This is a genomic window from Pseudoflavonifractor gallinarum (assembly GCF_014982855.1).
In the GTDB taxonomy this organism is placed as follows: domain Bacteria; phylum Bacillota; class Clostridia; order Oscillospirales; family Oscillospiraceae; genus Pseudoflavonifractor_A; species Pseudoflavonifractor_A gallinarum.
In genome coordinates this window covers 128,996-151,114 of sequence record NZ_JADCKF010000006.1, presented here as the reverse complement: position 1 = coordinate 151,114, position 22,119 = coordinate 128,996, and the positions used below count along the sequence as shown (strand labels likewise).

Here is a 22,119-nt window from a genome sequence, read left to right as displayed (position 1 = left end):
GGGGGGAGCTTCCATATGTTCAACTATGTCAAGGCGGAGCTGTGGAAGCTCACGCAGCGCCCTGCGCTCTTTCTGACCTGGGGCATTCTCTTTCTGCTCATGGTGGTCTATTCCGTCCTCTTGAGCGGGAGAGAGTACAGCAATCTCGTGGCGGCATGCACGGTGGTCCTGGTGGCGGGCGTCCTGGTCGCGCCCCTGCTGGTGCTACTGGTGGATGACGGCGCACCCGATACCCTGAAGCATGAGGTAGCCTTTGGCCTGAGCCGCACCCGGATCTATCTGGGAAAACTGATTGCGGTCCTGCTGGCCGGGCTGGCCCTGTGTGCCATCCTGCTGGGGGCCTGCCTCATCGGGGGGTGGCTGCTGCTGAACCACAGCGATCCGGAACAGGAGTGGACCAATCTGGTGGTGCTGGGCTTTTCTCTCCTGGGCGCGGTGCCCATCTGGTGCGGTATGGCGGGGGTCTGCCATATGGCGGCGCTGGCCATCCGGAACACGGCGGTGTGGATCTGCGGATACTATATTTATTTCTTTTTTGGACAGCCCATTTTATTGGTGTTCGTGGCCATCCTCTTTGCGGGCAACACCTCCTCTTGGACGGCAACCGTTGCCGAGGCGGTTTTTATGCCCTCTCTGCTTCTGACGCCCCGGTTTCTGAGCGGATGGCTGACCTGGACGTATCAGGTCTGGTGTTGGGGCGTGGGCCTGGGATGGCTGGCTGCCAGCACGGCGGCCGGATTGGCTCTGTTGAAACGGAAAGACATCCGGTAGACAGAAAAAATAGGCGCACCCGCGTAAAGCGGGTGCGCCACAGGCTGTCGATAAAGTGTATTTCTGCACTTTGTGCTGCAAGAGCCTCGCAGAGTTCCGCCGTCCGCAGATGGCGGAATGGAGTCAAATCGTGTTTTCCGGCGGCGTGTACGTCGGAAAACACTCTGCTCAGGCTGTAAGTGTGTGGCCCTTTGGGCCATGCGCGCGACGGCCTGCATCCCCTCGAAAAAATGCTTGCATTTTTGAGAAGCGTGTCGAATGTTTCGACACGCTGAGGCGCACCCGCGCAAAGCGGGTGCGCCACGATTTGTTTGGAAGGGGAAGGGGCCACAGGCGTGGGCCCTCCTCAAGAAAGGGGAAAGGACCATGTGGATCCTCTGCGGAATCTTGCTGGTGCTGTGCATTGTGCTGGTGTGTTGGGGCCGTATGCAGAACCGCTCGCTCCGCTCGGCAGTGGAGCAGCTTCGGCAGCTGGAGGAGCAGGACAGCGTCTCCCGGGTACGGCTCGAGGCCCCCAATGCCGCAGCGGAAGCCCTCCTGGAGGAGGTCAACCGGCTGCTGGCCCTTCGGCAGGAGGAGCGGGCGGAGGGAAGGGCCCGGGAGCGGGAGCTCCGGCGGCAGATCTCCAACATCTCCCACGATCTGCGCACCCCGCTGACCTCCATTTTGGGCTACCTCCAGCTTCTGGAGGAGGGCGGCCTGACCGAGGAACAGCAGACGGAATATCTGGGCGTGATCCGGGGCCGGGCTCGGACGTTACAGCGGCTCATCACCAGCTTTTATGATCTCTCCCGGCTGGAGGGCGGGGAATTTCCGCTGGAAAAGCAGCGGGTGGACCTGAGGGCGGTCTTTTCCGAGCTGCTGGCTTCCTTCTATACCGACTTTACCGAGGCGGGGTTTGAGATGGAGGTGGATCTGCCCTCCGATCTGCCCCCCGTCCAGGCCGACCCGGGGGGCGTGCTCCGGATCGGGACCAATCTGCTGCGCAATGCGCTGGACCACGGCGCCGGTCCCATGTCCATCCGTCTGTGGCAGGAGGGGGGCACGGTCGTCAGCTCCTTCGCCAATGCGGCCCCCGGGCTGGAGGCGGAGGATGTGCCCCGGGTGTTTGAGCGGTTTTTTACGGCGGATAAGATGCGTACCGGACGCAACACCGGGTTGGGCCTTGCCATTGTCAAGACCCTGGGGGAACAGATGGGATGCACCGTTACCGCATCCGGAGATCAGGCGCGCTTTGAGATCCGGATCACCTGGCCCAGGTGGCGGGAGAGAGGGTGAGGCTCTCCGGTCAGGAGACCGGGTCCAGCCGTCCGGTGGCGGGGTCCATCAGAAAGCCGCGCACCACCAGGCTGTCCGGCATGAGCGGGTGGGAGACGATCTGCTCCACGGTGGCCCGGACGGAGTCCTCCGCACTGTCAAAGCCGGTGAGCCAGCGGCGCAGGTCAATGCCGCAGCTCTCCACCAGACGGATGCGGTCCTCGGAGATGCCGCGCTCCCGCATATGGCGGAGCATTTCCTCACCGTCCATGTGCTGCACTCCGCAGTCGTAGTGGCCCACCACCATGATCTCCTCCACGCCCAGCTCATAGACGGCGATGAGGAGGCTGCGCATGATGCTTCCGAAGGGATGGCTGACTACCGCGCCGGCATTCTTGATGAGCTTGACATCCCCGTTGCGCAGTCCCAGCGCCGCGGGGAGCAGTTCCGTGAGCCGGGTGTCCATACAGGAGAGGACCGCCAGATGCTTGTCGGGATATTTACTGGTCTGATAGGGGGCATACCGCTCCTGAGAGACAAAGGAGCGGTTATAGCGCAGGATCTCATCGATCATATCAGGACCACCGCCTTTCACGAGATTGACTGTATTATCATACTCTTTTTGGAAAACAATGTAAAGAGCGGGCAGCGTGTTGCGGATTGCCTGCGGAGCGATTGTAGAAATAGAGAAAAAGCTCTGATAATTTCTTGACAAAGTTATGGGAAACTGCTATCTTTTCTTAGAGGATAAGAACTCATAGGACTTGAAACGGAGCAGAAGGCCGTTTTTATTAAACTTATGAGTCTTATTTGTTGAGTTTAGAGAGTCCGGCGGGACCCTGTTCTGCCGGAAAACGAGACGGATGGCCCCGGCTCCGCTGTCCAGCCCCACCGAAGGGAAACGGGATGGTCTGGAAACGTGCGGGCATTGGCCGAGTCGGAGGAAAGGAAAGATCAAGGTATGGTTAAAGTCGTGAGAAAGAAGGTCCTCAATCCCAGCGTGACCCTGCTGGAAGTCGAGGCCCCCATGATCGCCAAGAAGGCACAGGCGGGACAGTTCATCATCCTGCGTCTGGATGAGGAGGGCGAGCGTATCCCCCTCACCATCGGCGATTATGACCGCGAGAAGGGCACCATCACCATCATGTTCCAGAAGGTGGGCCTGACCACGGAGCTGCTGGGCGACCTCAATGAGGGTGATTATATCCGGGACTTCGTAGGCCCCCTGGGCCAGCCCACCCGCCCCGAGCTGGGCGATGTGAAGCGGGTGTGCGTGGTCGGCGGCGGCGTGGGCTGCGCCATCGCCTATCCCCAGGCCAAGAGCCTCCACGCTGAGGGCATCCAGGTGGACGTCATCGCCGGTTTCCGCTCCAAGGACATCGTGATCCTGGAGGAGGAGTTCAAGGCCGCCTGTGACAACTTCTACCTGACCACCGACGACGGCACTTATGGCGAGAAGGGCTTTGTCACCGACAAGCTCAAGGCCCTCATCGAGGCCGGCAACCAGTATGACGCTGTGATCGCCATCGGCCCCGTTCCCATGATGAAGTTTGTCTGCAAGACCACCGAGCCCTTCGGCATCCACACCCTGGTGAGCCTCAACCCCATCATGATCGACGGCACCGGCATGTGCGGCTGCTGCCGTGTCACGGTGGGCGGCGAGATGAAGTTTGCCTGCGTGGACGGCCCCGACTTTGACGGCCACAAGGTGGATTTTGACGAGCTGATGAACCGCAACTCCGTGTACCGCGAGCGTGAGGCCAAGGAAAAAGAGCGCCACACCTGCCGCATGGAGACGCTCGCCAAGAACATGATTCACTAAGGGAGGTCGAAGAAAATGCCGAACATGAGCATGACGAAGAATCCGATGCCGGAGCAGGATCCCGGCGTCCGTAACCATAACTTTGAAGAAGTGGCCATGGGCTACACCGCCGAGATGGCCATCGACGAGGCCAAGCGCTGCCTGAACTGCAAGAACAAGCCCTGCGTCAACGGCTGCCCCGTGAACATCCGCATCCCTGAGTTCATCGCCAAGGTGGCCGAGGGCGACTTCCAGGGCGCCTATGACGTCATCACCAGCACCAATGCCCTGCCCTCCATCAGCGGCCGTGTCTGCCCCCAGGAGACTCAGTGTGAGTGCCACTGTGTCCGCGGCATCAAGGGCGAGCCCGTGGCCATTGGCCGTCTGGAGCGCTTCGTGGCCGACTGGTACCGTGAGAACGTCAACGCCATGCCCGAGAAGCCCGCGTCCAACGGGATCAAGGTGGCGGTGGTGGGCTCCGGCCCTGCCAGCCTGACCTGCGCCAGCGATCTGGCCAAGAAGGGCTATCAGGTCTCCATCTTCGAGGCCTTCCACACCGCTGGCGGCGTGCTGGTCTACGGCATCCCCGAGTTCCGTCTGCCCAAGGCCATCGTGCAGAACGAGGTCGACAAGCTGTGCGCTCTGGGCGCGGATCTGGAGTGCGACGTGGTGGTGGGCCGTACCTACACCATCGACGAGATGTTTGAGGACGGCTACAAGGCCGTGTTCGTCGGCTCCGGTGCCGGCCTGCCCATGTTCATGGGTATTCCCGGCGAGGCTCTGGCCGGTGTGTACTCCGCCAACGAGTACCTGACCCGCATCAACCTGATGAAGGCCTACCGCGAGGGCTATGACACCCCCGTGAAGGACGCCAAGGCCGTGGCCGTCGTGGGCGGCGGCAACGTGGCCATGGACGCCGCCCGCTGCGCCAAGCGCATGGGCGCCAAGGTCTATGTGGTCTACCGCCGGGATGAGGAGGCCATGCCTGCCCGCCGGGAGGAGATCCATCACGCCAAGGAAGAGGGCATCGAGTTCCTGTTCCTCAACAACCCCGTCAAGATCCTGGACGACGGCCACGGCAAGGTCCGCGCCATGGAGTGCGTGAAGATGGAGCTGGGCGAGCCCGACGCCTCCGGCCGCCGCCGTCCGGTGGAGATCCCCGGTTCCAACTTTGAGCTGGAAGTGGACACCGTCATCATGTCCCTGGGCACCAGCCCCAACCCCCTGATCCGCTCCACCACCCCCGGCCTGGAGGCCAACAAGAAGGGCTGCCTGGTGGCCGATGAGGAGACCATGGCTACCAGCCGTGAGGGCGTGTACGCCGGCGGTGACGCCGTGACCGGCGCCGCCACCGTCATCCTGGCCATGGGCGCCGGCAAGAAGGCCGCTGCCGCCATGGACAAGTACCTGCAGGAGAAGTACGGCAAGTAATCCGGCTGACCCCTAAAACAACAGCGCGCCGCAGAGTCAAAGCTCTGCGGCGCGTTTTTGCATGTTACCAGGGAAGGAAGCTCCCGGTCTCCCGGTTTTCCAGTACGTTGAGCGCACCGACCAGAAGCTGGGCGGCCTCCGCCCGGGTCAGGGTGTTGGAAAGGGTAAGTGTGCCGTTGGACTCGGCCTGAAGGACGCCGCAGCTCTCTAGGTTGGCCGCCGACTGGACCGCCCAGGCGGGCGCGCCGGTCAGATCCACGCCGAAAGTGGGCTGCGCCACGTCGGTGACCTGGAGCACCCGGTTGAGCAGTACGCTGGCCTCGGCCCGGGTCACGAGGGCCTGGGGCTGGAACACCACCTGTCCGTCGGCGCTCTGGGTCCCCTGAACCAGTCCCGCTTTGAGGGCGGAGGCCACATAGGGCTTGGCCCACTGGGGAATGGAGGTGTCGTCGGCAAAGCCGGTGCGGCTCACGTCCTCCAAGGCCTCCAGCCCGGTGGTATCCATCACCATGGCCACGAACTGGCTGCGGGTCACAGGCAGATCAGGCTGGAAGAAGTAGGAGTCCCCCATACATTCCCCCACAAAGATCCCCTCTTCGGCCAGACGAATGGCGGCGTTGGCGGCGGCGTGGCCGTCCATATCCGCATAGGTGACCTTGGTGGCGGGCTTCTCGATGGTGATGGTCACCTTGGCCGGAGCGGAGGTGTTGCCCACCGAGTCCACGGCCACGTAGGTGAAGGCGTCTTTTCCGGTCTTGCCCTCATAGGGCGTGTAGGTGAAGGTGTTCTCCCCCTCGGCGGGCATGGTCACCGCGCCCCGGGCCGGCTTGCTGACCAGCTGGTAGGAGAGCAGATCTCCCTCGGGATCGGTGGCGGAGAACGGTGCGGTGAGTACGGTGTTTTTATAGGTGGAGAGCTCCAGATGCTGGGCCACCGGGGTGTTGTTCTCAGCGGAGAGAAGGTAGAGCCCTACCTCCACCTCCCGGCCGGACACACCGTTGGAGAAGACCGGGGCAAAGGTAAACTGCGAGGTGGCCGCGGTGGGCTGAGTGGAGGCGAGAAAGCGCAGTCCATCCACCGCGTCCATGGAGACGGAATCCCCCACGTTCAGCGGGATACCGGCCAGGGTGAGCACGCCGGCTGCGGCGTCGGGAAGGGAGGAGATGACCACGGCGTCCAGGGCCACATCTCCGTCGGCGTCCACCCGGAAATCCTCGGCGGAGAAGGAGATGGACTCTCCCGGCAGGCCGTTTTTGGCAAAGGCGGCCACCGTGGCCTCTCCGACCGATGTCTCCTCCTTGCCCCAGAACAGAAAAGCGGAGGCGGGAAGGGAGAAGGTCAGGGTGAGGGCGCACAGCGCACCCAGGGATACCAGGCGGCGGGTCAGTGCGGAATGCTTCAAAGAAAAAACCTCCTTGTTTGGAAAAATGGGATCACCCACAGTCTTTCCCAAAACAAGGAGGTTATGCGGTTTTTCCTATAATTTGCTCCGGTCCCGCAGCCAGCTGGGGAGGGAGCGCATTTTTACGCTGGATACGATGCCCATGGCGGCAAACATGGTGATGATGGAGGAGCCGCCGTAGCTCACGAAGGGGAGGGTCAGACCCACCACGGGGAAGATATACAGGCACATGGCGATGTTGACGCCCACCTGAGCCAGGAGCATTCCGGCATATCCCATCACCAGGTAGGCCGACTGGGGGGAACAGGCCCGCCGGGCCACCCAGATGCAGCGCAGGATAATGGAAGACATCAGGAGGAGCAGGAACACGCAGCCGATAAAGCCGAACTCCTCACCACAGACGGCGAAGATCTCGTCGTTGTACCGGGCGGGCAGGCTGGTGGCATAGGCGCTCTGGGTCAGGTTGCCGTTGAGGTAACCCATGCCGGTGAGCTGTCCGCTGCCGATGGCGGTGATACTCTTGGTCTGCTGCCACCCGGTGTCCATGGTCTGATCGTAGAGGGTATCCGGGTTGCCGGTGATGTGGTCCACCACCACCTTGATCCGGCGGAAGAAATAGATGCCGCTGAACTTGTCCCAGAACAGAACGATCAGCACCACCATGGCGGCAAAGAGCAGGATGGCCAGGACAAACCAACGCTTCTTGACACCGGACACCCAGGCCACCACCACGAAGATGAAGAGATAGGTGAGTCCCATGCCGAAGTCGCCCGAGGCCACTGCGATCAGGCCGAACATCATCAGGGTATGTCCTGTGATTTGCATGACCGAGGGAATGGAGCTGATGTCATGCCCCCGGCTCTGGATGCGGCTGCACTGCCAGGCCAGAAGCAGGATAAAGGTGAGCTTGACGATCTCCGCAGGCTGGAGCTCAAAGGGGATACCGGGGATGGAGAGCCAGCTGCGGTTGCCCGTGCCGTGGTCCACACCGATGGGGGTGCGGGTGAGCAGCACAAAACCGATGTTGAAGGCCAGAAGAAACTTCCAGGATTTTTCGGTAAAAAGCTCCACGTCCACCGAGGACATCACAATATAGACCAGCACGCCCAGCACAATCGCGATGGACTGGACCGGCATGAAGCGGGTGCTCTCGGTATAGCGGGATGCGCTGCAAATGAGCACCAGTCCAAAGCCGCTGGCAGCCAGGCAGAGGGAGAGGAGCACAAGGTCGCCCTTGCGGAAAAACTCTTTCAGGGAATCGGTGAGCCAGGACAGAGAAAACGGCCTCCTTTCCAAATCGAACCAATCAGAAATCCGGAGCGCTTCCGCCGGGAAGCTCCGAGGAACGGCTCTTATCATATCACCTTTTTGGAGAGACGTAAACCGTTTTGCGCTTTCTTCAAAGATATGTTATAATATCCCCGGTTTGAAGGAGCGTGAATCCATGGAATATGTTTCCAATTGTGTGGACGATACCGAGGCGCTGGGGGAGGCCTTGGCGCGGGTGCTGACACCCGGGTCGGTGGTGGCCTTTTCCGGAGACCTGGGGGCGGGCAAGACGGCCTTTACCCGGGGGCTTGCCCGGGGCCTGGGCATCGCAGAGCGGGTGACCAGTCCCACCTTTACCATCGTCAACGAATATGAGGGCGGCCGTCTGCCGCTGTTTCACTTTGATATGTACCGCCTTGGCTCGGAGGAGGAGCTCTTTGACATCGGCTGGGAGGACTATCTGGCCCGGGGCGGCGTGTGTGCCGTAGAGTGGAGCGAAAATGTGGAGCGGGCCCTGGAAGCGGGCTGTATCCGGGTGGATATCCGCCGGGGAGCGGGAGAGGACCAGCGTCTCCTCACCATCACCGGGGCCCCCGCGCTCACGGAGAAGGAGGGGAGAGCATGAAGATTTTGGCACTGGAATCCTCGGCCACGGCCTGTTCCGTGGCGCTGTGTGAGGAGGAGAAGCTGATCGCCCAGTCCTTCCAGAACAACGGCCTGACCCACAGCCGCACGCTGATGCCCATGCTGGAGCATATGCTGGACAGCTGCGCTTCTACCCTGGATGAGATCGATCTCATCGCGGTGGCGGCTGGTCCGGGCTCCTTTACCGGGCTGCGGATCGGCGTGGCGGCGGCCAAGGGACTGGCCTGGCCGGCGGAAAAGCCCTGTGCGGGGGTCTCGACCCTGGAGGCCATGGCCTGGACCATGGCCCACACCGGCGGGGAGATCTGCGCCGTGATGGACGCCCGGCGCAGCCAGGTCTACAATGCCTGCTTCCAGGGAACGGGAGAGGGACTGGAGCGCCTCACGCCCGACCGGGCCATCGGCCTGCCGGAACTGGCGGCCGAGTTAAAAAACAGGGAAAATCCGCAAATTCTGGTTGGAGACGGCGCGCTTTTATGTTATACTACGTTTAAGGAACAGGGGCTGGATGTCCATTTGGCGCCGCCCCATCTGCGCTATCAGAGCGCCTGGGGAGTTGCCCGGGCGGCACTGGAGCAGGCCCGAACCGGGGCGCTGACCGACGCGCAGGGCCTGGTCCCTGTTTACCACCGCCTCTCTCAGGCGGAACGGGAGCGGCTGGAAAGGCTCCGGGCGGAGGAAGCCGCTGAGAAAACAAGATAAAAGGGGAAGATACCATGGACATGGAAAAGGTACACATTCTGGACCACCCGCTGCTGCAGCACAAGCTCTCCATCCTGCGGGATGAGCGCACCGGCTCCAAGGAGTTCCGGGAGGTCGTTTCCGAGATCGCCACCCTTATGTGCTATGAGGCCACCCGCGACCTGCCGCTGGAGGAGGTCGAGATCAAGACCCCCATCACCACCGCCAAGTTCAAGACCCTGGCGGGCAAGAAGCTGGCCATCGTTCCCGTGCTGCGGGCCGGCCTGGGCATGGTGGACGGCATTCTGGAGCTGCTCCCCGCCGCCAAGGTGGGCCACATCGGCCTGTACCGGGATCCCGAGACCCTGGAGCCCGTGGAGTACTACTGCAAGATGCCCAACGACATTGCCGAGCGTGACATCATCATCCTCGATCCCATGCTGGCTACCGGCGGCTCCGCCTCCGCGGCCATCCAGTTCATCAAGAACTATGATGTCAAGCACATCAAGCTGATGAACATCATCGCTGCCCCCGAGGGCATCGAGCGGGTCCACAAGGATCATCCCGACGTGGAGATCTATGTGGCCGCTGTGGATGAGAAGCTCAACGAGCACGGCTACATCGTGCCCGGCCTGGGCGATGCGGGCGACCGTATCTTCGGCACCAAGTAAGAATATCACACTGGATGAAGGGACGCCCCCGGTATATGCGCGGGGCGTCCCTCTTTTTATGGCGGGATGAGAGAATATGAATGGATTGATTGCGTTTCTGCTGGTTCTGGCGGCCCTGGGGCTGCTGGATCAGCTGCTGGGCGGCCGGATGGGACTGGCGGAGCCCTTTGGACGGGGTGTGGACTCCATGGGCAGGCTGGCCATCTCCCTGGTGGGGCTGTACTGTCTGGGCATCACCGCGGTGCGGGGCAATACCCAGGCGGTGGCGGCTCTCGCCGGAGTGCTCCCCTTTGACCCCTGCGTACTGGTGGGCTGCATCCTGGCCCCCGACCTGGGCGGGTGGTCCATTGCCCGGGAAATGGCGGGGAATCCGGCGGTAGGACGGTTTGCCGGTGTGATCGTCTCCTCCACACTGGGCTGTGCCCTGAGCTTTGTGCTGCCCCTCTCTCTGGCCGGGATCGGGCGGGAAGAGGTGGGAGCCATGATGCGGGGACTGGTGCTGGGGATCGTCACCCTCCCTGCCGCTCTTCTGAGCGGAGGCATTTTGCTGGGCGTGGGATGGGGGGAGCTGGCAAGGACCTGTGCCCCTATTCTGCTGGTCTGTGCGGGGCTCTGCCTAGCCCTCTGGAAGGCCACCGGCCCCACCACCCGGGTGCTTCTGCTGCTGGGCAACGGGGTGCGGGCGCTGAGCTTTGTGCTCTTCGCGCTGGTGGTGCTGGGACTCTTTCTCCCGGCGTGGAATCTTTCGGAGCCGGGGTTGGCGGAGGAGGCCCTTGTGGTGGTGCTGAAGATCACCGCGGTGGTCTGCGGGGCCATGGTGCTCTCCCGGCTGATCCTGGCCTGGTGCCAGGGACCCATCCGGCGCCTTGCGGGCTGGATGGGTGTGAATGAGTCCGCGGCGGTGGGTCTGATTTTGAGCCTGGCCACCAGTCTCTCCATGCTCCCTCTGTTCAGCCAGATGGACCCCAGAGGAAAGGCCATGAACGCCGCCTTTTCCGTGTCGGGCGCCTTTGCCCTGGGGGGACAGATGGCCTTTATCGCCAGCGTGGAGCCGGGACCGGTGGTGGCGGCCTTTGTGGCCTCCAAGCTGCTGAGCGGCGTGTGTGCGCTGGGCGCAGCGGCCCTCTTCTATCCGCGGGTCAAGTCGGAGGGACAATAAGGGGGTCGGATGCCTTGAGAAGAAAATTTCAAAAACTAAACTGCCAAGTCTTGACAATGCCTCCGTTTCCGTGCTAGTATGGAAACAGAGTTTCCCGGAGTCGGGACATTCCATTGATTACATACAACAAACGGAAAGCGAACATGGATAAAGGAGGCTGTATTCCGATGAAAACGGATATCGAAATCGCGCAGGAAGCGAAAATGCTGCCCATCGCAGAAGTGGCCGCCAAGCTTGGAGTTGCCGAGGACATGCTGGAGCCCTATGGCCGCACCAAGGCCAAGCTGGATCTCAACCCCCTGCGAGAGATGCCTCGAAAGGCCAAGCTGGTGCTGGTGACCGCCATCAACCCCACGCCGGCAGGCGAGGGTAAGACCACCACCAGTGTGGGACTGGCCGATGCCCTGAATCAGCTGGGCAAAAAGGTCGTTCTCTGCCTGCGCGAGCCCAGCCTGGGCCCCGTGTTCGGTGTGAAGGGCGGCGCGGCCGGCGGTGGATATGCCCAGGTGGTCCCCATGGAGGAGATCAACCTCCACTTCACCGGTGACTTCCACGCCATCGGCGCGGCCAACAACCTGCTGGCCGCCATGCTGGATAACCACATTCAGCAGGGCAATGCGCTGGATATCGACGTGCGCAAGATCACCTGGAAGCGCGCGGTGGATATGAATGACCGTCAGCTGCGCAACATCATCTGCGGCCTGGGCGGCAAGCCCAACGGCGTGCCCCGTGAGGACGGATTCGACATCACGGTGGCCTCCGAGATCATGGCAGTTCTGTGCCTGGCCACCAGCCTGACCGATCTGAAGGCCCGCCTGGCCCGCATGGTCGTGGCCTATACCCGGGATGACAAGCCGGTCACCGCCCATGACCTGAAGGCCGAGGGAGCCATGGCCGCCCTCCTGAAGGACGCCATCAAGCCTAACCTGGTCCAGACCCTGGAGCACACCCCCGCGCTCATCCACGGCGGACCCTTTGCCAACATCGCCCACGGCTGTAACTCCATCATGGCCACCGACACCGGCATGAAGCTGGGCGACTATGTGGTCACCGAGGCGGGCTTCGGCGCCGACCTGGGTGCCGAGAAGTTCCTGGACATCAAGTGCCGCGCCGCGGGCTTCGCGCCCAGCGCCGTGGTGATCGTGGCCACCGTCCGCGCCCTGAAGCACCACGGCGGCGTGGCCAAGGCCGATCTGAATCAGGAGAACCTGACCGCGCTGGAGGCCGGCCTTCCCAACCTGCTCCAGCACGTGGAGAATGTGACCAAGGTCTTTGGCCTGCCCTGCGTGGTGGCCATCAATGCCTTCCCCACGGATACCGCCGCCGAGCTCAAGCTGGTGGAGGACAAGTGCAAGGAGCTGGGCGTCAACGTGGCCCTGTCCGAGGTGTGGGCCAAGGGCGGCGAGGGCGGCAAGGCCCTGGCCGAGGAAGTGGTCCGTCTGTGCGAGCAGCCCAACCAGTTCCGCTACTGCTATGAGTCGGACGCCTCCATTGAGGAGAAGCTCAACGCCATCGCCACCAAGATCTACCGGGCCGAGGGCGTGGATCTGACCCCCAACGCCAAGAAGCAGCTCAAGCAGCTGACCGAGCTGGGCTACGGCAATCTGCCCATCTGCATGGCCAAGACGCAGTACTCCTTCTCGGACGATCAGACTCTCCTGGGCGCTCCCAAGGGCTTCCGCATCACAGTGCGCAACCTGAAGGTCTCGGCGGGTGCCGGCTTCATCGTTGCACTGACCGGTGATATCATGACCATGCCCGGCCTGCCCAAGGTGCCGTCGGCGGAGAAGATCGATATCGACGAGAACGGCGTGATCTCTGGTTTGTTCTAAGGCCGGGAATGGTCATGTCCGCCGCAGGTGCGGCGCAACAAGTCCTTTGGCAAAGCCAAATGCTTGATGCCGGGCGGATTGATTCCGCCCGAGCAGATCAAAGAAAAGGGCCCCAAAGCGGCCCGCCGCTTTGGGAAGCATGCCCGGCCTGCCCAAGGTGCCGTCGGCGGAGAAGATCGATATCGACGAGAACGGCGTGATCTCCGGGCTGTTCTAAGCGTTCCATTCCGTGTTCATAAAAAAACCCTGTCCGGTGCGCAGTGCCCGGACAGGGTTTTTTGTTTTGTAATTATGAGGAAGAAGAGTTCAGGTACCGGATGATACCATCCGCCATGCCCTGCGCCAGAAGCTGCTGGTAGGCCGGGTCGGACAGGCGCATGAGCTCCTCATGGGAGGACATAAAGCCGGTCTCCACCAGAATGGCGGGCATTTTGGTCTGCCGCAGGACGGTATAGTCGGAGTTGTTCCGGATGCCGCGGTTGATGGCCCCGGTGGCCTCCGCCGTGGCGTCCTGGACGGCCTGGGCCAGTTTTTGGCCCTTGGTACTGCCTGTGGAATAGAAGGTGATGAGCCCCTGGTAATTCGTGTTGTTGGCCAAGGCGTTGCAGTGGATACTGATGAAGAGGTCGGCGTCCACCTCATTAGCCACCGCACAGCGGTCGGAGAGGGTCATGTAGACGTCACTCTCCCGGGTCATGATTACGTTGTAGCCCTCGTCCTCCAGAATGTCCCGCAGATAGAGACTGATGGGGAAGGTGAGATCCTTTTCCATGATCCCCTCGTAGTAGGCGCCGGAGGCGGAGCCGCCATGGCCGGGGTCGATCACGATGGTGGCCGTGGAGGGGTCGATGGGATCGGTGGGAATGTCCGGAGGAGGCGCCACATCCTCATAGTGGGAGGTCACCAGAACGCCGCCCACCTGCTTCTCTACGGTTATATTTTCCGAGTAGGTAAAGCCCTCCGCCAGGTCAAAGACCACGCGCACCGTGTGGGGATAGCTGTATCCCAGGTCGTCCCCGTGCTGGGCGTAGCGGACGGCGGTGATCACTTCGTTTTCCACGGTGATGCTGCCGCTGCCCGGGTCGATGACCGTGCCCAGAATATCCACGGCGACCCGGGTTCCCAGATCCACCACCCGGTATTCCGGCACGTGGTTTGTGGCAATAAAGACGGACTGGGCGTTGTCATCCTGCTCAATGCGCACGATAGTGCCCCGGTCCTCATGCTCCGGCGACGGTGTGGGCGTAGGGGTCGGCGTGGGAGTGGGAGTCGGTGTGGGCGTAGGCGTAGGAGTAGGAGTCGGGGTCGGCGTGGGGGTGGGAGTCGGAGTAACTGCACCGGTACGGATATCGGCAGTAAAGGTGTCGTTATCCCAGAGGACCTCCGCACCCAGGGTCTCGGAGACAAAACGGAGGGGGACCATGGTGCTCTCTTTTCCGTTGTATTTGACGGCACCGGCCGGAACGCCGCCGGGCAGATCGGTAATCGTGCCGTTGACCGTTGCCTTGGAGGAGCCCAGGGTGAGCACGATGGTCTGACTCTCATTCTGGATGATGACCTGACGGGTGTCGTTGACCCAGAGCACGTCGGCACCCAGGGCTTCCGAGACCAGACGCACCGGGACCAGAGTCCGCCCTGCGCCGCCGATGTACTGGATGAGGGCCGGGACGTCAGGCGGGGTAAGGGACGTGCCGTCCAGCTGGAGCTGAACCAGATCGGTCTGGACAGGGGCGTCATAGCGCTTGGCGCTCTCACTGTAAAAAGAGACGCTCAACGTTCCCGCCGGTCCGGCCGCCTGGGCGGTGAGAAAGCCGGCCAGCAGACAGAGCATGGCGAGGAGACATAGGAAAGTTTTTTTCATGACGGACTCCTTTTCTGAGAATTGCAGACATAATTTTACCGGAAAGGAGCAAATCCGTCAACCGAATCCAGGAAAAATAGTTGACATAAATTTCAAAAGAACTTGTGCAAAATCGGGAAAGAAGGGGCTTGGAAGGGTTGCGCTCTCTGCCGCTTCTTGATACAATAAATTAAGTCGCTAAATGAGAGCGACACCGTTTGGAGGGAAACCACATGATTCGAATCACACGTTCCGGCGTTTACTACCGTTCCGGCGCCTTCCTCTCGGAGGAGGAGGGCCGGACCGCCGGTCTGCCTGCCCCCGCCCAGGCCAGAGAGGGCACTATGGCCTACGGCATCCTCAAGGCCCACAACACCCTGGACACCATGGACCGTCTGGCCATCCGGTTCGATGCCATGGCCTCCCATGACATCACCTATGTGGGCATCATCCAGACTGCCCGGGCCTCCGGGCTGACGGAATTCCCGCTGCCCTATGTGCTCACCAACTGCCACAACTCCCTGTGCGCGGTGGGCGGCACCATCAATGAGGACGACCATGTCTTCGGCCTCTCGGCCGCCAAGAAGTACGGCGGTGAGTTTGTACCTGCCCATCAGGCGGTCATCCACTCCTATATGCGGGAGCGGTATGCCGCGCCGGGCAAGATGATCCTGGGTTCCGACTCCCACACCCGGTATGGCGCCTACGGTACTATGGCCATCGGCGAGGGCGGACCGGAGCTGGCCCGTCAGCTCCTGCGCAAGACCTATGACATCGCCTATCCCAAGGTCATCGGCATCCATCTCACCGGTGCGCCCCGGCCCGGCGTGGGTCCCCAGGATGTGGCCCTTGCTATCATCGGGGCCACCTTCCGGGAGGGCGTGGTGAAGAACGCCGTCATGGAGTTCTTTGGACCCGGCGTGGGGAGCCTGTCCATGGACTACCGCTCCGGCATCGACGTTATGACCACCGAGACTGCCTGCCTGTCCTCGGTGTGGAGCACCGACGAGACGACCCGCGCGCATCTGACTGCCCTGGGCCGGGGCGAGGAGTTCAAGGCCCAGGCCCCTGCGGACGGAGCCTGGTATGACGGCCTTCTGGAGGTGGACCTGTCCACGGTGGAGCCCATGATCGCCCTGCCCTTCCATCCCTCCAACGCCTATACCATCCGGGAGTTCAAGGCCAACGCCCGGGAGCTGCTCCGCCAGGTGGAGGCCGACGCGGCCGAACAGCTGGGGATCAAGGGCGCCGCGCCCCTCACCGACAAGCTGGTGAATGGACAGTTCCGGGTGGATCAGGGCGTCATCGCCGGCTGCTCGGGCGGTACTTATCAGAACCTGGTACGCGCCGCCCAGATCCTGAAGGGGAGCGCCATCGGACCGGATGAGTTCTGGCTCTCCTGCTACCCCGGCTCCATGCCCATCAATCTGGAGCTGACCCGGCAGGGCTACATCGCCGACCTGATGGCGGCGGGTGCCTCCATCCGCTCCTGCTTCTGCGGCCCCTGCTTCGGCGCGGGAGACGTGCCCGCCAACGGCGCCTTCTCCATCCGCCACTCCACCCGCAACTTCCCCAACCGGGAGGGCTCCAAGCCCGGCGAGGGCCAGATCTCCTATGTGGCCCTGATGGACGCCCGCTCCATTGCGGCCACCGCCCGCAACGGCGGCGTGCTCACCGGGGCGGACGAGCTGCCCGACTGCCCGGCCGATCAGAAGGACGAGAGCTGGAGCTATGACGATTCGGCCTACCGCTCCCGGGTCTATTTCGGCGTGGGGAAGGCAAAGCCCGAGACCGAGCTGGTCTACGGCCCCAACATCGCCGACTGGCCCGAGCAGATCCCCCTGCCGGAGAACCTGCTCCTCACGGCGGCGGCAGCCATCTACGACCCGGTGACCACCACCGATGAGCTGATCCCCTCCGGTGAGACCTCTTCCTATCGCTCCAACCCCCTGCGGCTGAGCGAGTTTGCCCTGTCCCGGAAGGATCCCCAGTATGTGCCCCGCGCCAAGGCCATCCTGGCGGAGGAGCGCAAGCGCCGCGCCGGAGAGGCCACCGATGCCCTCATGGGACGGGATCCCAAGACCACCGGCCTGGGTTCCTTTGTCATGGCCCTCAAGCCCGGCGACGGCTCCGCCCGGGAGCAGGCGGCTTCCTGCCAGCGGGTGCTGGGCGGCTGCGCCAACCTGTGCGCGGAGTTTGCCACCAAGCGCTACCGCTCCAATGTGGTGAACTGGGGCATGCTCCCCTTCATCGCCGAGGACGTGAAGGATTGGAACATCCAGCCCGGCGATCAGCTCTATCTGCCCGGGATTCGTGTCGCGCTGGAGCGGGGCGAGGAGAGCATCCAGGCCGTCCTGATCCAGAACGGAGCGGAGCGTCCGGTGACCCTCAAGCTGCCCGGCATCACCCAGGAAGAGCGGGAGATCATCCTGGCCGGATGCCTCATCAACTACTACGCCAAATAAGGTAAGCCATCGAAAAGACGGGGACCCGCGCCGCGGGTCCCCGCTTTTGACAAAAGACTTGTTTTCCAAAGGTTGAAAAGGAGAAATACGTACTATGATGACAGAGCGCGTGTATGATCTGGACAGTTATATCCGCTCGGTAGAGGCCACGGTTCTGGCCTGTGAGGAGCGGAAGGGCGGATGGCGGATCGCCCTGGACCGAACCTGTTTCTTTCCAGAGGGGGGCGGACAGTTCGGCGATGTGGGAAGCCTGTACCCGGCGGAGGGAGAGCCCCTGTCCGTCACCGACACCCAGGAGGTGGAGGACACGATCTGGCACCACACGGACCGTCCTCTGCCGGTGGGTACCCGCGTGCGGGGGGAGATCGACTGGGAGGTGCGTTTTTCCCGGATGCAGTGCCACACCGGAGAGCACATCGTCTCCGGGCTCTTCCACACCCTCTACGGACTGGAGAACGTGGGCTTTCATCTGGGAGATGAGGAAGTCACCATCGACCTGAGCGGGCCGGTGACCTGGGCGGACGTCCAGGAGGTAGAGCGCCGGGCCAACCGGGCAGTGGCGGAGAATGTCTCCATGGTATGCGCCTACCCCGCGCCGGAGGAGCTGGAGCACCTGGAATACCGCAGCAAGCTGGATCTGAAGGAGCACGTGCGCATCGTCACCATTTCCGGGTATGACCGGTGTGCCTGCTGCGCGCCCCATGTGGGGCGGACGGGGGAGGTGGGGCTCATCCACCTGCTCTCCATGCAGAACTGGAAGGGGGGCGTGCGCCTGCGCATGCTCTGCGGCAGCCGGGCGGTGGAGGATGTGATGCGCAAGCAGGAGAGCATCACGGCCATTTCCAATCTGCTCTCGGCCAAGCAGGAGGACGTGGCGGAGGCCGCCCGCCGGATGAGCGGGGAGCTGGAACAGACCAAGCTCCGCGCTGCCCGGCTGGGGCGGGCACTGGCCTGCGCCAAGGCGGAGCTTCTGCCCCGGGAGACCGAGCGGGTACTGGTTTTTGAAGAGTTGGACACCGACGGGCTCCGGGCGCTGGTCAACGCCGCCTTGGAGCGGGGGATCGGACTGTGTGCCGCCTTTGCCCCGGAGGAGGGACGCTTCCGCTATATTCTGGGCTCCGCGGGGCGGGATCTCCGGCCGCTGGTCCGGGAGATGAATGCCGCCCTGGAGGGACGGGGCGGCGGCTCGGCCGGGATGGTCCAGGGCAGCGTCACCGCCGGCCGGGCGGCCATCGAAGCCTGGTGGGACAAGTGTGAATAAACCGTAAAAACAGGATGCAGCGGGCGGAGAAGCCGCCTTGGGACTTGAAAGAAAACGGCTTTTCCTGTATAATGTCAAGTTGTTTATGCGAAGACTACCCTTCGCGGGAATTACTACGAGAGGACTGAACAAAATGAGCGCATCCAGAGAAAAGAAGCAGCGCCAGGATGACCCCAACCAGGGGCTCACCCAGAAGCAGATCAAGGAGCGCAAGGAAGCTGCCATCAAGAAGCGGAATACGGTGATCTATACGGTCATCGGCGTGGTGGTGGCCGTCCTGGTGGTGGCCCTGCTGGTTTGGAATTCCGGCTTCTTCCAGAGTCGTACCGTCGCTATGACCATCAACGGACGGGATTACAGCCCCGCTGAGGTCTCCTACTACTATGGGCAGACCAAGCAGAGCTACGGCTATTATCTGTCCATGATGGGCTATGACTCCACCAAGTCCGACCGGGACCAGGTGGTGGACGAGGAGAGCGGCAAGACCTTCTATGATCTCTTTATGGAGCAGGCGAAGGCTACCATGATCAAGGAGGCCGCCCTGGCCGATGCGGCCCGGGAAGAGGGCGTGACTCTGACCGAGGAGAGCCAGGAGCAGCTGGAGACCGCCCTGGAGAGCTACCGCAGCGGCGCCAGCCAGAGCGGCTACCCCAGCCTGAACAGCTTCCTCAAGGCCTACTTTGGCTCTTATATGAATGAAAAGGTCCTGCGCAGCTGCCTGGAGGAGAGCCTTCTGGCCTCTCAGTACCAGACCGCTTATTCCGACAGCCTGACCTATGATGACGCCGCGCTGGAGGAGTATTACACCGAGAACGCCGCGGACCTGGATACCTTCCGCTATCACACCATCTTCTTCAGCGGCACCGCTGAGAGCACCACCGATGAAGAGGGCAACACCGTGGAGCCCACGGAAGAGGAGCAGACTGCTGCGATGGAGGCGGCCAAGGCTAAGGCCGACGCCTTCCGGAGCGAGGTGGAGAAGTCTGACTTTGCCACGGCGGCCGAGGCGGCCAAGGCGGAGGACGAGGACCTCACCTATGAGGGAGAGATGAGCCATGTGGGCAGCGCCCTGGCCGGCCCCTATCAGGAGTGGCTCAGCGACAGCAGCCGTAAGGCCGGCGACATCACGGTGGTCGAGTCCGAGGGCTCCGGCTACTATGTGGTGCAGTTTGTGGAGCGCTTCCGCAATGAGGACGACTTCGGCACCGCCAATATCCGCCACATCCTGGTGAAGGCCGAGGTGGCCGAGGGAGCGGAGGAGCCCACCGAGGAGGCCATGCAGGCCGCCGAGGATAAGGCCCAGGAGATCCTGGATCAGTTCAAGGCGGGCGATCAGAGCGCCGACTCCTTTGCCGAGCTGGCCAAGGCCAACTCCGAGGACCCCGGCTCCAAGGACAACGGCGGCCTCTATGAGGATGTGACCCGGGACACCAGCTTCTTTGCCGATTTCCTGAACTGGATCTTTGCCGATGGCCGCAAGGTGGGCGACACCGGTCTGGTGGAGAATACCCAGTCCGGACAGCAGGGCTGGCATGTGATGTATCTGGACAGCGTGGGCGATCCTCTGTGGAAGTACACCGCGGAGAACGATCTGCGGGATGCCGACGTCCAGACCTGGCTGGAGGGCCTGCAGGAGGGCTATGAGGCTGTGGACGGCTCCGGTATCCAGTATATCGGCTGATCTGCACGAGACCATTTGAATTTGACAGCCTGAGGGGGCGGGGCATTGCCCCGCCCCTGTTTTATCGGGCGGAAGGAGTGAACACAGTGGGACAGGAAGCCTTTTTGCGTACGGAGATGATGCTGGGGGAGGCCGCCATGGAGCGGCTGTGGAACAGCCATGTGGCCGTGTTCGGTCTGGGCGGCGTGGGAAGCTGGGCCGTGGAGGCCCTGGCCCGGGCCGGGATCGGCGCGCTGACCCTGGTGGACCATGACGAGGTGGGAATGACTAACCTGAACCGGCAGCTGGGGGCCCTCCACTCCACCCTGGGGATGCCCAAGGCGGAGGCCCTGGCCGCCCGGGTGAGAGATATCAGTCCGGATTGTCGGGTGACACCGGTGGTAAAACGGTATGAGGGAGCCTGCCGGGAGGAGTTTTTCGGCGAGCGCTATGATTTTGTGGTGGACGCCATCGACCTGGTCTCCTGCAAGCTGGATCTGATCCAGACCGCGCTGGAACGGGGGATCCCCATGATCTCAGCGCTGGGCACGGGCAACAAGCTGGACCCCAGCCAGTTCCGCATCAGCGACATCTCCAAAACAGAGGGCTGTCCCCTGGCCCGGGTGGTGCGCAAGGAACTGCGCAATCGGGGGATCCATCACCACCGGGTGGTCTGGTCTCCTGAGCTGCCCGCTGTCACGGACCAGAGCGGGGAGGCCCCGCCGCCGGGACGCCGCAGCGTGCCCGCCAGCGTGTCCTGGGTGCCCTCCTGCGCGGGGCTGATGATGGCCGGCGATGTGATCATGACACTTGCCGGACGGAACCAGGCATAGAACGGAATCTGGAATAAAAGCATCCCTCCATTGGCAGACTGAGACCAATGGAGGGATGCTTTTTGATGAATCAGAATGGAAAAAAACAGCGGCTGCCCCTGGCCGCCCTGGTTGCAGGTGGATTGGCGGGGCTGGCAAACGGCTTTTTCGGCGGGGGAGGGGGGATGATCCTGGTGCCCATGCTCCTGGGCCGCTGTCAGCTGGAGCCCCGCCGGGCCTTCGCCACATCGGTGGCGGTGATCTTGCCCCTGTGCATGCTCTCGGCCGGGATCTACTGGCTCCGGGGCGGGCTGGATCTATCCCTGGCGCTGCCCTATCTGGTGGGGGGACTGGCAGGAGGATTCTTGGGCGGAAAGCTCTTCCGGGGGGTCAATATCCTGTGGCTGCGCCGGATTTTCGGCGCGTTCCTTCTCTACGGCGGGGGGAAGGCGCTGCTGGGATGGTAGCCTGGTGGGTGGCGGTGCTGGTGGGCGGGCTGACCGGCATCCTCTCCGGGTTCGGCGTGGGCGGGGGGACCCTTCTGCTCCTCTATCTGACCGCGGTCGCCGGAATCCCCCAGCACCTGGCCCAGGGGATCAACCTGCTCTATTTTCTGCCCACGGCGTCCACCGCCCTCGTTTCCCATGTGCGCAACGGGTATGTAGACAAAAAAACAGCGGTGCCCGCCATCCTGGCCGGACTGGCGGGCACCGCACTGGCGGCCTGGGTGGCCACAGGGCTGGAGGTGGAGCTGCTCCACCGGTGCTTTGGGGGCTTCCTGCTGGTGGTAGGGGTGCGGGAGCTCTTCGCCCGGCCCCGTTAACCCTTCTCTCCGGCGCTCACATCAAAGCGGCGGACATCCACCTGGGCCACGTGGGCCTGCTCCACCTGGTGGATGGCCTGGAAGGGAGCGCCCGCCATATGGGCGTCCAGATGGGCCTGGCTGTCCCAGTGCTCCAGCAGCACCAGCCGGTCGGGAGACTCCACGGCGGCAAAGAGCTCATACTGGAGACAGCCCGCCTCTCCGCGGACCTGTTCCAGAAGCTGGTTCTGCTGAAGGGCGGCCAGGAAGGCCTCCCGGGCGCCGGGGTGGAGGGTGTAGGTCACATTGAGCACGATATGCATGAGAAAAGACTCCTTTCCAAAACATGATGTGCGGGGA

General features: G+C 62.8%; 20 protein-coding genes and 1 pseudogene. 16 read left to right on the top strand and 5 right to left on the bottom strand.

From position 1 onward, the window contains the following. Positions 1–15: 15 nt before the first annotated feature. Together INF37_RS08200 and INF37_RS08195 are read left to right on the top strand one after the other, a co-directional pair. Positions 16–771, top strand: coding sequence for an ABC transporter permease subunit (locus tag INF37_RS08200; RefSeq protein ID WP_193537625.1), 756 nt, complete (start codon positions 16–18; stop codon positions 769–771). Between the two features lie 366 nt (positions 772–1,137). Continuing rightward, positions 1,138–2,049, top strand: coding sequence for a sensor histidine kinase (locus INF37_RS08195; protein ID WP_193537623.1), 912 nt, complete (start codon positions 1,138–1,140; stop codon positions 2,047–2,049). 10 nt (positions 2,050–2,059) lie between these two features. On the opposite strand, the gene INF37_RS08190 is transcribed toward INF37_RS08195, so the two are convergent. After that, on the bottom strand, positions 2,060–2,602 hold the full coding sequence (locus INF37_RS08190) for a beta-class carbonic anhydrase (protein ID WP_193537621.1): 543 nt from the start codon (positions 2,600–2,602) through the stop codon (positions 2,060–2,062). Positions 2,603–2,989: 387 nt separating this feature from the next. Between INF37_RS08190 and INF37_RS08185 the strand changes: the two genes are divergently transcribed. Continuing rightward, on the top strand, positions 2,990–3,850 hold the full coding sequence (locus INF37_RS08185) for a sulfide/dihydroorotate dehydrogenase-like FAD/NAD-binding protein (RefSeq protein ID WP_186962791.1): 861 nt from the start codon (positions 2,990–2,992) through the stop codon (positions 3,848–3,850). Between the two features lie 15 nt (positions 3,851–3,865). Further along, complete coding sequence (gene gltA / locus INF37_RS08180) at positions 3,866–5,260, top strand: NADPH-dependent glutamate synthase (protein ID WP_193537619.1); 1,395 nt, start codon at positions 3,866–3,868, stop codon at positions 5,258–5,260. A 64-nt stretch (positions 5,261–5,324) separates the two neighbouring features. On the opposite strand, the gene INF37_RS08175 is transcribed toward gltA, so the two are convergent. Together INF37_RS08175 and INF37_RS08170 are read right to left on the bottom strand one after the other, a co-directional pair. After that, positions 5,325–6,662: an S-layer homology domain-containing protein gene (locus INF37_RS08175; RefSeq protein ID WP_193537617.1), complete on the bottom strand. Its 1,338-nt coding sequence runs from the start codon at positions 6,660–6,662 to the stop codon at positions 5,325–5,327. 75 nt (positions 6,663–6,737) lie between these two features. Further along, positions 6,738–7,958, bottom strand: coding sequence for an FtsW/RodA/SpoVE family cell cycle protein (locus INF37_RS08170; RefSeq protein WP_235964260.1), 1,221 nt, complete (start codon positions 7,956–7,958; stop codon positions 6,738–6,740). Positions 7,959–8,106: 148 nt separating this feature from the next. On the opposite strand from INF37_RS08170, the gene tsaE reads away from it, so the two are divergent. The 6 genes and pseudogenes from tsaE to INF37_RS16010 all read left to right on the top strand — a co-directional run. After that, on the top strand, positions 8,107–8,556 hold the full coding sequence (gene tsaE / locus INF37_RS08165) for a tRNA (adenosine(37)-N6)-threonylcarbamoyltransferase complex ATPase subunit type 1 TsaE (protein WP_186962788.1): 450 nt from the start codon (positions 8,107–8,109) through the stop codon (positions 8,554–8,556). Next, positions 8,553–9,278, top strand: a complete 726-nt coding sequence (tsaB, locus tag INF37_RS08160; RefSeq protein WP_235964259.1) for a tRNA (adenosine(37)-N6)-threonylcarbamoyltransferase complex dimerization subunit type 1 TsaB — start codon at positions 8,553–8,555, stop codon at positions 9,276–9,278. The genes tsaE and tsaB overlap by 4 nt, the downstream gene beginning before the upstream one ends. 20 nt (positions 9,279–9,298) lie before the next feature. Further along, a complete protein-coding gene (gene upp / locus INF37_RS08155; RefSeq protein WP_101694001.1) occupies positions 9,299–9,928 on the top strand; it encodes a uracil phosphoribosyltransferase in 630 nt (209 codons plus the stop codon). Positions 9,929–10,004: 76 nt separating this feature from the next. Next, a complete protein-coding gene (gene eutH, locus INF37_RS08150; RefSeq protein WP_193537614.1) occupies positions 10,005–11,087 on the top strand; it encodes an ethanolamine utilization protein EutH in 1,083 nt (360 codons plus the stop codon). Between the two features lie 167 nt (positions 11,088–11,254). Further along, complete coding sequence (locus tag INF37_RS08145) at positions 11,255–12,919, top strand: formate--tetrahydrofolate ligase (RefSeq protein ID WP_101693477.1); 1,665 nt, start codon at positions 11,255–11,257, stop codon at positions 12,917–12,919. A gap of 139 nt (positions 12,920–13,058) precedes the next feature. Continuing rightward, positions 13,059–13,136, top strand: a pseudogene (locus INF37_RS16010) (formate--tetrahydrofolate ligase); the annotation flags it as partial. 72 nt (positions 13,137–13,208) lie between these two features. On the opposite strand, the gene INF37_RS08135 reads toward INF37_RS16010, so the two are convergent. Next, positions 13,209–14,780, bottom strand: coding sequence for an N-acetylmuramoyl-L-alanine amidase family protein (locus INF37_RS08135; protein WP_193537612.1), 1,572 nt, complete (start codon positions 14,778–14,780; stop codon positions 13,209–13,211). A 212-nt stretch (positions 14,781–14,992) separates the two neighbouring features. Here INF37_RS08135 and INF37_RS08130 point away from each other — a divergent pair, with 212 nt between their 5' ends. From INF37_RS08130 to INF37_RS08105, 6 genes are all read left to right on the top strand, one after another. Then, positions 14,993–17,224 carry a hydratase gene (locus tag INF37_RS08130; protein ID WP_101693475.1) on the top strand — a complete coding sequence of 744 codons (2,232 nt, stop codon included), beginning with the start codon at positions 14,993–14,995 and terminating at the stop codon, positions 17,222–17,224. 94 nt (positions 17,225–17,318) lie between these two features. Further along, a complete protein-coding gene (locus tag INF37_RS08125) occupies positions 17,319–18,485 on the top strand; it encodes an alanyl-tRNA editing protein (protein WP_193537610.1) in 1,167 nt (388 codons plus the stop codon). 133 nt (positions 18,486–18,618) lie between these two features. Further along, complete coding sequence (locus INF37_RS08120) at positions 18,619–20,166, top strand: peptidylprolyl isomerase (RefSeq protein ID WP_193537609.1); 1,548 nt, start codon at positions 18,619–18,621, stop codon at positions 20,164–20,166. 116 nt (positions 20,167–20,282) lie between these two features. Next, positions 20,283–20,978 (top strand): tRNA threonylcarbamoyladenosine dehydratase, encoded by a 696-nt coding sequence (locus tag INF37_RS08115; protein WP_101694000.1) that lies wholly within the window; start codon positions 20,283–20,285, stop codon positions 20,976–20,978. 65 nt (positions 20,979–21,043) lie between these two features. Beyond that, on the top strand, positions 21,044–21,424 hold the full coding sequence (locus INF37_RS08110) for a TSUP family transporter (protein WP_235964270.1): 381 nt from the start codon (positions 21,044–21,046) through the stop codon (positions 21,422–21,424). Then, a complete protein-coding gene (locus tag INF37_RS08105; RefSeq protein ID WP_193537607.1) occupies positions 21,418–21,780 on the top strand; it encodes a TSUP family transporter in 363 nt (120 codons plus the stop codon). Before INF37_RS08110 ends, INF37_RS08105 begins: the two co-directional genes overlap by 7 nt. Here the strand turns inward: INF37_RS08105 and INF37_RS08100 are convergent. Then, the gene (locus INF37_RS08100) at positions 21,777–22,082 is read right to left on the bottom strand and encodes a putative quinol monooxygenase (protein WP_101693471.1); all 306 of its coding nucleotides are present in this window, start codon (positions 22,080–22,082) and stop codon (positions 21,777–21,779) included. The genes INF37_RS08105 and INF37_RS08100 overlap by 4 nt on opposite strands. Positions 22,083–22,119: the final 37 nt, after the last annotated feature.